We start from the raw sequence: 13,318 nt of genomic DNA, 5'->3' as shown, positions 1-13,318 counted from the left end.
TTGCTATATTTTGTTTTTAATGCAAATAATATTATTTTGTTTTTGCTTTCGTTTTATATTGATTTTATTTTGTTTTTATTTTAAACTATTATTATTAAACGACAGGAGGATTGAAACAGATGACTAAAAAAATATTTTTCGGGACTAATTTAAAAATGTATAAAAATATCAAAGAAACTACGGAATACTTAAAGACACTATCCCAGCTGACAAAAGACATCAGCAGGGACAACATGGAATTATTTGTGATTCCCTCCTACACCTCATTATGCAGCGCTGCCCAGTCCACAGACAAACAATTCATCACTCTGGGAGCTCAGAATATGTGCTGGGAAGAAAAAGGAACCTTCACAGGAGAGATTTCCCCCTTAATGCTTCAGGAAATGGGAATCGGACTGGTGATGATTGGTCATTCCGAACGCCGGCATGTGCTTAGAGAAACAGATGATGAAGAGAACCGGAAGGTGAAATGCGCCTTAAACCACGGAATGACTGCTCTTCTCTGCGTTGGAGAAACAGCAAAGGAAAAGGATTACAAAATCAGCGATGAGGTCATACGGACTCAGCTAAAAATCGGCCTGCACGATATCCCCGGCTCTCAACTTTCCAGGCTGTGGATTGCTTACGAGCCTGTATGGGCAATTGGCGAAAGCGGGACTCCTGCCAGCTCTGAATACGCGGAAGAAAAACACCAGACAATCAAAAATTGTCTGACAGAGCTATTTGGAGAAGCAGGAAGCCAGATACCGGTACTGTACGGAGGCAGCGTCAATCCGGATAATGCAGTCTCACTGATCTCTCAGCCATCGGTTGACGGTTTATTTACCGGAAGAAGTGCCTGGGATGCCAGTGTATTCAATTCCCTGATACGAAAGACGGTATACATAAAAAGCGGCAGCTGCATATAACAGCAGCTGCCCTTTTTATGTTATACAATATCAATGGCCACTTCTCTCTGTCTGGCCATATCCAGGTATTCTCTCTTTATCTCATTGTCAGTAATAATTTTCTTAATCTCCGAAAGAGGACTGACTGTCAGTACATATCCGCCTCCGAATTTACTGCTGTCAACCAGAAGATAAACTTCTTTGGATACCTTTAAAATGGTTTTCTTAATCTGCATCTGAGGAGATCCAATCGAAGTGATTCCTGCGTCAAAATTCACACCATGAGCACTGATAAATGCCTTATCAGCATGACACTCTTCCAGATTCTTAATGGTGACGTCACCCATGGTAGCAGACAGTTTTCCGCCCACCTGGCCGCCAAGCAGAAACAGATCCACATGCTTTGCTGACGACAGCTCGCCTGCTGCCATAAGAGAATTGGTAATTACCAGCACATGCTTACCGGGATTTTCCTTGATCACCTTGGCAAGATAATAGCTGGTGGAAGCATCATCTAGGATAATTGTGTCATTATCATCAATATACTCATATGCCTTCTGTGCAATCAGCTGCTTTTTATCGGCGTTTTTATTCACCGTCTCCGAATTATAAAACACGGCTACAGAGGCGCCTGCCTTCGTAGCCCCACCGTGAACCCGGTTAAGCAGTCCCATCTCCTCAAGCTTTTGTATATCATTACGAACTGTGACTTCAGAACACTCCAGCTGCCTGCTGATATCGGTAACCCGTATACTGTTCTTTTCTTCCAGTTCTTCCAATATAAACTCCATCCTCTTGTTTAACAATGCAGTTTCCCTCTCCTTGACATTTTTCCTCTTTTATCATTCTATCTTACTATTATAATCGGAATTGTACAAGTATTATTCTTAGATTCAGACGGATGCAACGCCAGGATGGAGTTTTGCCTATATAGCTTTTAAACCTCAGTTGTTATAAAAATATCATAAATCGCCTTAATTGCTTCCTCAAAATCGCTGTTTCTCACGCCGATAATGATATTTAACTCACTTGAGCCCTGATCGATCATTTTAACATTGACTCTGGAATGGGCGAGAGCAGAGAAAATTCTTCCGGCAGTCCCTCTGGTCGCCTTCATACCTCTGCCAACAACCGCAACCAGTGCCAGATCGGATTCCATCTCCACGAAATCAGGCTCTACCGCCCTGTGGATTCCGGCAATAACAGACTGCTCATATTCTTCAAACTCCGACTGGTGAACAAAAACAGTCATGGTGTCAATTCCGGAAGGCATATGCTCAAAGGAGATTCCGTATTTTTCAAAAACCTCCAGCACCTTTCTCCCAAAACCAACTTCTGCATTCATCATGGCTTTTTCAATATTGATGGAGCAAAAGCCTTTCTTTCCTGCGATTCCGGTTATGGTATACCGCGGCTGTCTGCAGGTGCTTTCCACGATTAAAGTCCCCTTGTCCTCCGGCTTGTTCGTGTTACGGATATTAATGGGAATGCCCTCTTTTCTCACCGGAAAAATGGCATCCTCATGAAGTACACTGGCGCCCATGTAGGCCAGCTCTCTTAATTCTCTGTATGTAATGGTTTCAATGACTTCCGGATCCTTAATAATTCTCGGGTCTGCCACCAGAACACCGGATACATCCGTCCAGTTTTCATACATATCTGCATGAATCGCTTTTGCCACTACAGAACCTGTCACATCGGAGCCGCCTCTTGAAAAAGTCTTGATGGTGCCATCCTTCTTTGAGCCGTAAAATCCCGGGATAACTGCAGCCTCAGCCTGGCTTAAACGCTCCGAAAGCACCTGATCTGTCAGCTCTGCCTCAAAATTACCATCCTCATCAAAAAAGATCACCTCTGCGGCATCAATAAACTCAAATCCCAAATATTCAGCCATGATCAGACTGTTTAAATATTCACCTCTTGAAGCCGCATAATCCCTGCCTGCTTTTTCTAAGAAGTTCTTTTCAATGGTATTAAATTCCTCATCAAGGCTCATGTTCAGGGAAAGTCCGCTGATAATTTCCATATAGCGGTCTTTGATCTTTTCCAGAATGCTTTTGTAGCTTTTTCCCGCTTCAGCCGCATCGTAACACTGATACAGCAGATCTGTTACCTTTTCATCCTTGTCGTTACGCTTTCCCGGCGCAGATGGAACTACATATTTTCTGCTCTTGTCTGCGCGGATGATATTTCCCACCTTCTCAAACTGCCTGGCGCTGGCTAAAGAGCTTCCTCCGAATTTCACAACTTTTTTCATGGCGTCTTTCTCCTCTGATACAGGTTAATATCTACATATTTAACGGAAATAATATCTTAATTGTCACCAGCTGTCAAGTGGTTTTCTCTAATTATGTATATTTTTCCATCGTCATGCATAAATTCTCTTTTCCAGAAACATTTTCAATATCTTTTCATTGGCCAGGCTGTTTCGTTTATCCGACTCTTCAATCCGCCTGTTTCCTCCGCTGATGCTGTTATATTCCCCACAGATATCAACTGCCAGTACCGGTTCTTTCCTGCGGATTATCTCCCATGCCTGATGAAGCTGTGCCAGTGTCATACTTCCCTGATCCCAGTCGGTGATGAGTTCATTGGAAGAAAATACATCTTTATCTACAGATAAATACACAGGATCCTTCAATTGTCCGGCGAAGTCTGATATCCAGTCAGTTCCGGATAACTCCGATTCTGTATATATCTTCACTCTGTCCTTAAACTCCTCCCTGACTGCACAGGCCAGCTCATCGGACACACCGATTAAAATAACACGCTTTAAGAAATCATTTTCCTTAAGTATCCGGCGGATCCAGTTCCCGCAGGAGAGGATTCCCTCAAAGCTGGAAGCAAGCAGGTCTGCGTGATGGTCAAAAACCACCAGATCATAAGGCTCTTTGCAGTTCTTTTGCAGTACGTAGCTGACATAATGAAAATTTCCGCTGTCTAGAAACCGGAAGCTGCCCCCTGTTTTTTCAGCCCTGCGCTCAATCTCAGCCAATGATACGCTGTCACAAAAGCCATGAACTCCGGTTAAATCAGTACAGTCAACCCAGTCGTAAGGAACCGTTTTGTAGAAATCCTGTCTTTTGTAAACATCTGTAAAATTAAATATGGTAACCGGTTTTATTTTCCCTTCAAAGCCTCCACCTCCCGATTCACTTCTTCCTCACAGGAACGCATGGCAAGTATTGTTTTTTCAAATAGTTCCTCTAATGTCCAGCCGAGATATCCGGCACCGGTTTCAATGATTTCTCTGGAACAGCCGGCAGCAAACTTTTTGTCCTTATACTTTTTCTTTAAGCTGGATACTTCCATATCCATAACACTTTTTGAAGGACGCATTCTGGCCGCTGCACCGATTAAACCGGTCAGTTCATCTGATGCAAAAAGAACCTTTTCCATCTCATGTTCCGGCTTTACCTCAGAGCAGATTCCATATCCATGACTGCATATGGCATGAACCAGCTCTGGCTCTGCGCCGATTTCTTTTAAAAGCTCCGGGGCTTTTGTGCAGTGTTCCTCGGGAAACTGCTCAAAATCCACATCGTGGAGAAGTCCTGCCAGTCCCCAGAAATCTTCTTCTGCCCCGCAGCCCAGTTCTTTTGCATACCAGCGCATAACGCCTTCCACAGTCAGCGCATGAAGAAGATGGAAGGGCTCCTGATTGTATTTTATGAGTAATTGCAATGCCTGTTGTCTCGTTATCTCTGTTTTCATCATGAATTTCTCCTTACTGTACCTGTTTCATTATCCGCTCCGTTTATCAGAGAATGAATGCCGCTCTCTCCAATCACTTCGATTCCGTTTTCTTCCAGCAAAGCTGCCGTTACCCCGTTACCGGGAATCTTTTTTCCGGAAAAAGTTCCGTCATAAATCATTCCGCGGCCGCAGGATGGACTGCGCTCCTTTAAAACAGCCTTTTTGCAGCCGTAAATTTCGGCAAGCTTTAAGGTTTCTTCCGCTCCTTTTACAAAAAAGGCTGTCACATCCTGACCTGACTGGTTGATGACGGATTCCCCTCTGCGCTCAGCGGGAGGTCTTGGTGTCTGCATTCCTCCCAGCTGTTCCGGACAGACGGGGACCAGATGATACTGATCAAGCAGTGCCAGAACATCTTCATTTTTTCCATTATTCCCGTCATAACGGCAGTTCGCACCTAAAAGACAGGCGCTTACCAGAATTGTTTCTTTTTGATCCTTCATTCCTTTTCGCCTCCTTCCATAAGTCTTACTGTAGCAAAAAATGAAAAGGGGTTCAATCCTTTTTTTCAGATTAACCCCTAATCACAACCCTATTTTCTTTTTTCTACAATTGCATCAATGATTCCATAATCCTTAGCCTCTGATGCTGTCATAAAATGATCTCTGTCCGTATCCCGTTCAATCTCTTCTTCAGTATGGCCTGTATTTTCCCCAAGTATCCGGTTTAACCGTCTCTTATCCTTTTGAAGCTTTTCCGAAAAAATAAATATATCAGCCGCTTTTCCGCCAATTCCTCCTGATATACCGGGCTGGTGAATCATAATCTCCGCATTGGGAAGGGCAAACCGCTTGCCTTTTGTTCCTCCTGCCAGAAGAAATGCCCCAAAGCTGGCCGCCATTCCCAGGCAGATGGTGGAGACATCGCAGCGGATAAACTTCATGGTATCATAAATTGCAAGACCGGCTGTTATCGAGCCTCCGGGGCTGTTAATGTAAAAGGAAATATCTTTTTCCGGACCCTGGGATTCCAGAAATAACAGCTGTGCGATAATCAGCTTTGCAGAATCATCGCTCACCTCTTCCCCCAGAAAAATAATCCGGTCCTTTAGAAGGCGGGAAAACAGATCATAGCTGCGTTCTCCAGAACCGGTCTGTTCAACAACATAAGGAACCAGATTCATGCTGCACACCTCCAGGCCCGGGAGTGTTTCATGACCACCTCTTTTCGCCTCAGCTGCCTGTTAATTCTTGCTTTTCTGTATGTCATAGGCGTACAGCCATATACTTTTTTAAATTCCAGTGTAAACGCCTGCTGGGACTGGTATAATGCATCCTGGGCGATCCTTGCGATGGAGTCCTCTTCCATAACCAGTTTCCTCGCCGCCTCGCTGAGCCTGCGTTCCTTAACATACCGGTGAATGGTACAGCCCGTGACTTCAGAAAACATCCGGTTGATATGAAATTTAGAGTAACCGGCGTGACGGGCAATCTCCTCCACATTCAGTCTTTCCGGTGCAGATAAGTTTACTTCAATATAATCAATGATCTTACTGACTATTTTTTTCTTTTCATCCATGCTTTCTACCTCCGTGATTTGCCCTTATTATAGCAGGTTTCATTTTTCCTGTCTTAATAAAAAGTGCGGTTTCAAAAAATCAACGAATTCCTACTATGTTTATAGAAAAAGACCATGACATTTCATTAAAAATATAGTATACTTTATACAAGATACTAGAACGAGCAATAGAAAGGAAGGCTGCAACATGTACTGTATCAAAAAAATAAAAGAAGATCTGTTCTGGGTTGGCGGAAGCGACCGCCGTCTTGCCCTGTTTGAAAATGCATATCCCATTCCCAAAGGAATTGCCTATAATTCCTACGTTCTGCTGGATGAAAAAACCGCGTTGTTTGACACGGTTGACAGAGCCATTACCGGACAGTTTATAGAGAATGTGGAAGCAGTTTTAGGCGGACGGAATCTGGATTATATTTTTGTTAATCACATGGAACCGGATCACTGCGCCACCTTAGGAGAAATGGTAAGAAGATATCCTGATGTAAAGGTCGTATGCAATGCAAAAACCGTCCCCATCATTAATCAGTTTTACGAATTCGGAGTCGATGACAGAGCTGTCATTGTAAAGGAAGGAGAGACTGTCTCTACCGGCAGACACAATTTCACCTTCTATATGGCTCCCATGGTGCACTGGCCGGAAGTTATGGTCACCTATGATACCACAGATAAGATTCTGTTTTCTGCAGACGCATTCGGCACCTTTGGCGCCATGAACGGGAATCTGTTTGCTGACGAACTGAATTTTGAGCGTGAATGGCTTGATGATTCCAGAAGATACTATTCCAACATCGTCGGCAAATACGGTATTAACACTCAGGCATTGTTAAAGAAAGTCTCAGACCTGGACATTCAGCTTCTCTGCCCCCTTCACGGACCGGTATGGCGTTCCAATATCTGCTGGTACATGGACAAGTACTCCACCTGGAGCAGCTACAAGCCGGAAGAGCAGGCAGTTATGATCGCTTACGGCTCCATATACGGCAACACGGAGAATGCCGCCAACATTCTTGCCTGCCGGCTTGCAGAGCGGGGAATCCGCAATATTGTAATGTATGATGTTTCCGTAACCCATCCATCCTATATTATCTCAGAGGCATTCCGCTGCAGCCATCTGGTATTTGCATCTGCAACCTACAACGCAGGCATTTTCAGCAACATGGAGCATCTGCTTATGGATATGAAGGCCCACAATGTGCAGAACCGTACCGTTGCACTGATTGAGAACGGCTCCTGGGGTGTTATGGCAGGCAAAAAGATGACCGAAATCATCTCTGAAATGAAAAACATGACGATTCTGGACCAGACCATTACAGTAAAGTCTTCCCTGAAAGAGGACCAACTGTCGGAAATCGAGGCTCTGGCCAATACCATCGCAGATTCCATGTCTTAAAAGCATAACGATCCCCCGGAAGAACCGGCAGATAACTGTCCGGTCCTCCGGGGGATATTCTTTATTCTTCCATCTCTTAAAATCCTTTTATTTCAATTCCTGCCGCTGTAAGGCCTTCCCTGATTTTTTTCACGAATGCCAGAGTCTTGGCTCCATCTCCGTGAACACATACAGAATCAGCCTGAATGGTAATATCCCGTCCATCCACCGTTTCCACTTTCCGTTCTCTGACCATACGGATCACCCGTTTTACAGCCTGATCTTCATCCTTTATCAATGCACCCTTCTGGTTTTTCGGCACAAGAGTTCCGTCACTCTGGTATCCCTGGTCTGCAAATACCTCACTTGCGCAGAATACGCCGGTCGCTTTTGCAGCACGGATCATCTCACTGCCGCTTAACGCCAGAAGCACCAGACTTTCGTCTACCTCCTTTACTGCAAGACAGACAGCCTTAGCCAGCTGATAATCCTCCGCTGCCATATTATAAAGTGCACCATGGGGCTTTACATGCCAGAGCCGCACTCCTGCTCCGGTGCAGAATGCCTTTAATGCTCCAATCTGATATTTCACAGATGCTTTTACTTCTTCCGGAGACAGCGCCATATTCCTTCTCCCGAATCCGGCCAGATCCGGAAATCCCGGGTGAGCTCCGATTCTCACCCCATGCTCCCTGCATAGTTCCACTGTCCGTTCCATCACCATGGGATCTCCAGCGTGGAATCCGCAGGCAATGTTAGCAGAAGTAACATATGGAATCACCTCTTCATCCATTCCGATCTTATAAGCTCCGTAACTTTCCCCCAAATCACAGTTCAAATCAATGACCGCCATAATCACCGCTTCCTTTCTCTAAAACGTTTTCAGTATTTCTGCTGCGCATTATTTACAGCTTAATAAACTTATGGCCTTCGGACGTTCCCATTCATTTCCTTCTTTCCTGTTGATATTTTACCATTTTCCCATGGCAGTCTCAATTGTTTTTTTCTACTCCAGAAGCTTTTTATTACATATCCCCATCAAACAAGCTCATCTTTCCTGTATATGTCAGATATTCTCCGATGACTTCATTCTGGATCTGCTTTAACCTAAGCGGATCATTTCCTCCTACAGCTATGCCATCGATTTCTTTTGCATGCAGACAGAAATTAGAGGAAGAGGTCACCAGCACCTCGTCTGCATCCATCAGCTCCGTAAGGGTAAAGGGGCGCTCTAAAACCTGGATGCCGAGGCGGTAGCAGGCTTCAATCATATGAGTCTTAGAAATCCCCCGCAGAATATACTGATCATTGGGATGGGAAAGAAAAATTCCGTCTTTTAGGATGGAAACATTGCTGTGGGCACACTCTGTTACTATCTCACCTCTATGAAGCACGGTTTCCTGTGCGCCCAGTTTATCCGCCTTCTGGGATGCCATGACAGATGGCAGAAGGTTTAAGGTTTTAATATTGCAGTGCAGGAAACGGGTGTCCTCTGCTGTAATGAGGTTTATGGGAACCTCCGGGTCACGCAGCCGGTTTGGGCGGATTATGACCCAAAGCTTACCGGTCATCTCACTGGCATAAACGTGGTTTCTGGGAGCAGCTCCTCTTGTGACCTGCCAATAGACAAAATGAGTTTCTCCCTCCACTTTTTTAAGAAGATCTGTTAAAAGTTCTCCGAGCGCCTTCTTTTCCATGGGAATCCGGATATCCAGGGCATTGGCACTGGAATAAAAACGGTCCAGGTGATCTTCCAGCAGATAGACCCGGTGATTTCCTCCTACCGCTGCATCATAAACTCCGTCACCGAAAAAATGCACTCTGTCATTAAACGGCACCATCAGTTCCTCCGGTGAAGCAATTGTTCCATCATAATAAGCAAGCTCTTTCATAACCTCTCCTTTTTTCGGGGCAAATGCCAAATTTCATCCTGATATACTCCTCAATCAGTTTTGCACAATTATCAAGTCCCAGACTTTCCGTATCCAGACACAGGTCATAATTTCGAGGATTTTTCCACTGTCTTCCGGTATGGTACAGGTAATAGGCATTGCGGTACCGGTCCAGATGGTCAACGTAGCGTTCTGCTTCCGGCTCTGTTATCCCCTGCCGCTCCATCTCACGTTTTATTCTGAACTCATAGGAAGCGTCTAAATACACAGACACCACATTGGGCTCTTGTCTTAATACAAAATCAGCAGCTCTTCCCACACATACATAGGATTCCTGAGTAAGCAGTTCTTTCAACACCTTTGCCTGATAATTAAATAAATTCTGGTCTGATAAAAAGTTTCCGCTTTCTGCGGGGATGTTCTCTCCATTATAAACCCTTTTAAACGCCCCGTACAACAATGTTTTTTTCGTATTTTCATCTGCCTCTGCAAATATGGTTTCGTTGATTGCGCTGTCCTTAGCATCCAGCCGTAAAAGCTTCCTGTCATAGTAATCAATTCCATAATCAGCAGCCAGCTTTTTTCCTATATGGCTTCCTCCTCCGCTTCCGCAGGTTCGGGTTATTGCAATTGCAAAAAATTGATTCTGTTCATTCATATTTCTTCCTCCTACTGTTCCAGATATGCCTTTTTCACCCGGCCATCCCTTAAGCTGGTCTTTGAAGAAACCTTACATAGCTACAATCAGCACTTCATATAACAACTTTTTTATATATCATACCTTTTTCATGCTTTTTTTGTTATATAAAACCATATTTTATTAAACAAAAAGAGGCTCTCCCACTAATTACCGGGGAAAACCTCCTCGTTCTCCAAAAAGAGGCTGGGATACTCCGAGAGGACATTATGTCCAAAAAGCAAAAGAAGCCGCAACTGCCTTCCTGGCAGTTGAGACTCCATCGTTCTCTCATTTCATATGTTGGGAGCATTATACCACTCCAGGTAAGAAAGCACAAGCGGTATTTGGAATTTTAGCGTATCAGCCTCCATATTTTCTGCCGTTAAAAATCAAACTGCCAAAAGTAACCAGAAGAAATAATACCATTGCAAATCCCGATGAAAACAGAAAGATACTCAAAAGCAACAGCAGCAAAACTCCAATTCCTATCCGTATCACGATATGATGAATCAGTTTAAAACCGCTTGCCAGACCCAGAACCGCATTTCCGATAAACATGGTATTTGCAATTCCCACAATACTTTGAAATGACAGCTTCCCAGAGGCATGAAGAAAAAGCACCATACCATTCACCGCCAGTAGGATCAGGGCAGTCAGCCATTTATGGTGAAATATTTCCGGTAATCCGGCATTTTCAAAACGTACCGTAGTCTGCCGTACAACTGCCCCTGTAAAGGTTGACACGGTACAGATACAAAGACCTGCAGCCAGCCCGGAAAAAACAGCTCCTGAAAATCTGCCGGCTACCGGAATCAGCAGATCCGGCATGGAATGGCTGGGACTGTTTTGAAATGCGAAAGCTGTCAGCAGATAAACCAGGATAATTGCTGACAAACTTATCTGCATGGCACGCATCATGGTGTGTTTCGGATTTTCCACATCTTCCACATAATTTCCCAGTATCTCCCATCCCACAATCGCCCAGAATATAAGAAGAAGCGTGTGCCCCAGGGCTCCCGGTGCAGGAAGACTGCGTGGAATCGTAAGAACCGGTAAACGAAATAAAGTCGCACCACTGCCTGCAAGCAGCAGACAGGCTGTGATACTGGATAATACCAGCATAAACTTCCCCATAAAGGAAACCCCTGATATAACGATCAGCGCACAGATGAGAAGAACCCCGCCGGCTGTAACCCATGAGCTTACGTGATAAGCAGAGGAAATAGCGGATTGGATGAACTCCGCGGCAGTAAGTGCCACGGCGACCGGTCCGAAAAAGACGGCTGCCGTAAGATAATTGGCCGCAAGTGTTCCAAATCTGCTGCCAAATATATCTCCGACAATCGAACTGATTCCCCGATTATCCGATACAATAATTGTCATCTTTGCAAAGACATAGGCAAATAAAATATTAAGTGCCATAATCATCACCCATGCAATAATGGCATGCTCTCCCAGCATATCATAAGCCAGAGATGGCAGAAAAATAATACCGGAGCCCAGAATCGGTCCGGTCATCAACCCGCTTACCGTAAAAACATTTAATTTTTTCTTCATACTGATACATCTCCCTTCCATCACATCAATCATAATAAAAAATCCTGAATTTGTATAATTGAAGTTATTAAAGATTGACTTCAGAATTATTGATGATAGAATAATGGTAACATAATTTTGTGCAGGGGTAGAACCGGAAGGAGCGAATGAGATTTGATAGAAATACGTAATTTAAGAACATTGGTTAAGATAGCAGAGCTGGGAAGCTATACGAAGGCAGCCCAGGCCCTGGGATATGCCCAGTCTACACTGACCTTTCAGGTAGGTGCCATTGAATCCTATTATAATTGTCCTGTTTTTGACCGCACAGGGAAGACACTGAAACTTACTGCCTTCGGCGAACAGCTGCTGGAATATTCCAATTCGGTATTGCGGGAGTACGATACTCTGGAGCAGTTAGGAAAAAGCGATGCCATTCCCCAGGGCTGTTTGCGGATCGGGGCTCCCGAATCCCTGACACTATATCGTTTATGCCCCCTTATCATTGCTTATAAATCTGCTTATCCACAGGTGGAGGTTCGTATGATCAACAGCCCGTGTGAGCTGCTGTTAAAAGATTTATCTGCCGGACAGCTGGACATCAGCTTTGTCCTTCAGCCAGAGTGCATGGATGAGAATCTGCATACGGAACTGCTTCTGGAGGAAAAAATGTGCCTTGTTGCACCCGCCGGACATACACAGCCCGACTTTTTGCCCGAATCCGGGGAAATGGTGCTCTATACAGAAAAAGAATGCAGCTACCGGCAGGAATTTGACCGATACTTACAAAAGCATCACTATGTCCCTTCCAATGTACTGGAAACGTCAAATGTGGAGGCAATCAAAAAGTATGTATCCACCGGCCTGGGAGTTTCATACCTTCCTTATTACACCGTAAAGGCAGAAAGTGAAAGCGGATTACTTCGAACAAAGCTGATTGAAACAGATCCTGTTTTTTTCACACAGATTGTTTATCATAAAAAGAAATGGATCTCTCCAGCCATAAAAGCACTGTTAACTCTTAGCCGGGAATATGGCCGGAAATGGTCCGTCTGACAATCGGTGATTATTGAAACTCAGATTTTAAAATCCCATATTCATAGGTATCCTTCCATATGGGATTGCCGTCCTCATCAGTAAAGAAATATACATTTTGCAGCAACGTCCCCTCTCTTCTCATCCCTACACGCTCAAGAAGTTTCCAGGAATGAGGATTTTGGGGATCACACATTGCGATCATTCTTCTTGCACCAAGCTCTTGAAAGCCATATTTCATGAGTGCAAGCAGACCTTCTGTGGCATACCCGTTCCCCCAATACATTTCATTGAAAACATAACCCACCTCCCATGTTTCAAATTCTTCTTTTGCAAAATAGAAGTTACCGATGAGTTTTCCGCTTTTTAAGCATACGGCAAGAAACCGCTCGTCACCGGCCCGCCTTTTTGCTTCTGAATAAGACTTTTCTTTTGAATATGGCTTATATGGTTCAAATTCCAACACTTTGGGGTTGGAAAAATACTCATATAAATCCTCACCGTCATTTTCTGTAAACTTACGTATAACCAATCGTTCTGTTATTATTTCCTTCATATAACCGCCCCCCCGGAATTTATTTTAATGTTACAATTAAATATTATACAGCATCATCCCTGTTCCTGTAAAATAGTAGATTATCGTCGA

Annotated in this window: 15 protein-coding genes; 3 read left to right on the top strand and 12 right to left on the bottom strand. The window is 44.2% G+C overall.

Annotation, left to right across the window (positions count from 1 at the left end; genetic code table 11):
• The first annotated feature begins 119 nt into the window (after positions 1–119).
• Positions 120–908: a triose-phosphate isomerase gene (gene tpiA, locus DS742_RS16165; protein WP_117418014.1), complete on the top strand. Its 789-nt coding sequence runs from the start codon at positions 120–122 to the stop codon at positions 906–908.
• 20 nt (positions 909–928) lie between these two features.
• On the opposite strand, the gene DS742_RS16160 is transcribed toward tpiA, so the two are convergent.
• From DS742_RS16160 to DS742_RS16130, 7 genes are all read right to left on the bottom strand, one after another.
• Complete coding sequence (locus tag DS742_RS16160; protein ID WP_117418013.1) at positions 929–1,693, bottom strand: DeoR/GlpR family DNA-binding transcription regulator; 765 nt, start codon at positions 1,691–1,693, stop codon at positions 929–931.
• A 131-nt stretch (positions 1,694–1,824) separates the two neighbouring features.
• The gene (locus DS742_RS16155) at positions 1,825–3,144 is read right to left on the bottom strand and encodes an aspartate kinase (protein WP_117418012.1); all 1,320 of its coding nucleotides are present in this window, start codon (positions 3,142–3,144) and stop codon (positions 1,825–1,827) included.
• A gap of 111 nt (positions 3,145–3,255) precedes the next feature.
• Positions 3,256–3,882 (bottom strand): arginase family protein, encoded by a 627-nt coding sequence (locus DS742_RS16150; protein ID WP_170313487.1) that lies wholly within the window; start codon positions 3,880–3,882, stop codon positions 3,256–3,258.
• A 125-nt stretch (positions 3,883–4,007) separates the two neighbouring features.
• On the bottom strand, positions 4,008–4,601 hold the full coding sequence (locus tag DS742_RS16145) for an HD domain-containing protein (protein ID WP_117418010.1): 594 nt from the start codon (positions 4,599–4,601) through the stop codon (positions 4,008–4,010).
• On the bottom strand, positions 4,601–5,086 hold the full coding sequence (locus DS742_RS16140; protein WP_117418009.1) for a 2-thiouracil desulfurase family protein: 486 nt from the start codon (positions 5,084–5,086) through the stop codon (positions 4,601–4,603). Before DS742_RS16140 ends, DS742_RS16145 begins: the two co-directional genes overlap by 1 nt.
• A gap of 89 nt (positions 5,087–5,175) precedes the next feature.
• Positions 5,176–5,766 (bottom strand): ATP-dependent Clp protease proteolytic subunit, encoded by a 591-nt coding sequence (locus DS742_RS16135; RefSeq protein ID WP_117418008.1) that lies wholly within the window; start codon positions 5,764–5,766, stop codon positions 5,176–5,178.
• Complete coding sequence (locus DS742_RS16130) at positions 5,763–6,161, bottom strand: helix-turn-helix transcriptional regulator (protein ID WP_117418007.1); 399 nt, start codon at positions 6,159–6,161, stop codon at positions 5,763–5,765. Before DS742_RS16130 ends, DS742_RS16135 begins: the two co-directional genes overlap by 4 nt.
• Before the next feature lie 187 nt (positions 6,162–6,348).
• Here DS742_RS16130 and DS742_RS16125 point away from each other — a divergent pair, with 187 nt between their 5' ends.
• On the top strand, positions 6,349–7,551 hold the full coding sequence (locus DS742_RS16125; RefSeq protein ID WP_117418006.1) for an FprA family A-type flavoprotein: 1,203 nt from the start codon (positions 6,349–6,351) through the stop codon (positions 7,549–7,551).
• A gap of 76 nt (positions 7,552–7,627) precedes the next feature.
• On the opposite strand, the gene DS742_RS16120 is transcribed toward DS742_RS16125, so the two are convergent.
• The 4 genes from DS742_RS16120 to DS742_RS16105 form a co-directional block, all read right to left on the bottom strand.
• Positions 7,628–8,383 carry a LamB/YcsF family protein gene (locus DS742_RS16120; RefSeq protein WP_117418005.1) on the bottom strand — a complete coding sequence of 252 codons (756 nt, stop codon included), beginning with the start codon at positions 8,381–8,383 and terminating at the stop codon, positions 7,628–7,630.
• Between the two features lie 172 nt (positions 8,384–8,555).
• Positions 8,556–9,422: an aminotransferase class IV gene (locus DS742_RS16115; RefSeq protein ID WP_117418004.1), complete on the bottom strand. Its 867-nt coding sequence runs from the start codon at positions 9,420–9,422 to the stop codon at positions 8,556–8,558.
• Entirely contained in the window at positions 9,400–10,080 is a 681-nt protein-coding gene (locus tag DS742_RS16110) for a cytidylate kinase-like family protein (RefSeq protein WP_117418003.1), read from the bottom strand. Before DS742_RS16110 ends, DS742_RS16115 begins: the two co-directional genes overlap by 23 nt.
• Before the next feature lie 381 nt (positions 10,081–10,461).
• Positions 10,462–11,658: an APC family permease gene (locus tag DS742_RS16105; RefSeq protein WP_170313486.1), complete on the bottom strand. Its 1,197-nt coding sequence runs from the start codon at positions 11,656–11,658 to the stop codon at positions 10,462–10,464.
• A gap of 153 nt (positions 11,659–11,811) precedes the next feature.
• Here DS742_RS16105 and DS742_RS16100 point away from each other — a divergent pair, with 153 nt between their 5' ends.
• The gene (locus tag DS742_RS16100; protein ID WP_117418001.1) at positions 11,812–12,693 is read left to right on the top strand and encodes a LysR family transcriptional regulator; all 882 of its coding nucleotides are present in this window, start codon (positions 11,812–11,814) and stop codon (positions 12,691–12,693) included.
• Positions 12,694–12,703: 10 nt separating this feature from the next.
• Here the strand turns inward: DS742_RS16100 and DS742_RS16095 are convergent, their stop codons facing one another.
• Positions 12,704–13,228: a GNAT family N-acetyltransferase gene (locus tag DS742_RS16095; protein ID WP_117418000.1), complete on the bottom strand. Its 525-nt coding sequence runs from the start codon at positions 13,226–13,228 to the stop codon at positions 12,704–12,706.
• Between the last annotated feature and the right edge of the window lie 90 nt (positions 13,229–13,318).

This window comes from Lacrimispora amygdalina, from assembly GCF_003432035.1.
Classification (GTDB): Bacteria; Bacillota; Clostridia; order Lachnospirales; family Lachnospiraceae; genus Lacrimispora; species Lacrimispora amygdalina.
Note: the sequence above shows the minus strand (reverse complement) of the source record. Positions and strands in the feature narration are given on the sequence as shown.

Coding starts and splice junctions, on each gene's coding strand:
- DS742_RS16125 (WP_117418006.1), top strand. CDS start 6,349: ATGTACTGTATCAAAAAAATAAAAGAAGATCTGTTCTGGGTTGGCGGA.
- DS742_RS16145 (WP_117418010.1), bottom strand. CDS start 4,601: ATGAAAACAGAGATAACGAGACAACAGGCATTGCAATTACTCATAAAA.
- DS742_RS16110 (WP_117418003.1), bottom strand. CDS start 10,080: ATGAATGAACAGAATCAATTTTTTGCAATTGCAATAACCCGAACCTGC.
- DS742_RS16130 (WP_117418007.1), bottom strand. CDS start 6,161: ATGGATGAAAAGAAAAAAATAGTCAGTAAGATCATTGATTATATTGAA.
- DS742_RS16135 (WP_117418008.1), bottom strand. CDS start 5,766: ATGAATCTGGTTCCTTATGTTGTTGAACAGACCGGTTCTGGAGAACGC.
- DS742_RS16120 (WP_117418005.1), bottom strand. CDS start 8,383: ATGGCGGTCATTGATTTGAACTGTGATTTGGGGGAAAGTTACGGAGCT.
- DS742_RS16115 (WP_117418004.1), bottom strand. CDS start 9,422: ATGAAAGAGCTTGCTTATTATGATGGAACAATTGCTTCACCGGAGGAA.
- DS742_RS16140 (WP_117418009.1), bottom strand. CDS start 5,086: ATGAAGGATCAAAAAGAAACAATTCTGGTAAGCGCCTGTCTTTTAGGT.
- DS742_RS16105 (WP_170313486.1), bottom strand. CDS start 11,658: ATGAAGAAAAAATTAAATGTTTTTACGGTAAGCGGGTTGATGACCGGA.
- tpiA (WP_117418014.1), top strand. CDS start 120: ATGACTAAAAAAATATTTTTCGGGACTAATTTAAAAATGTATAAAAAT.
- DS742_RS16095 (WP_117418000.1), bottom strand. CDS start 13,228: ATGAAGGAAATAATAACAGAACGATTGGTTATACGTAAGTTTACAGAA.
- DS742_RS16155 (WP_117418012.1), bottom strand. CDS start 3,144: ATGAAAAAAGTTGTGAAATTCGGAGGAAGCTCTTTAGCCAGCGCCAGG.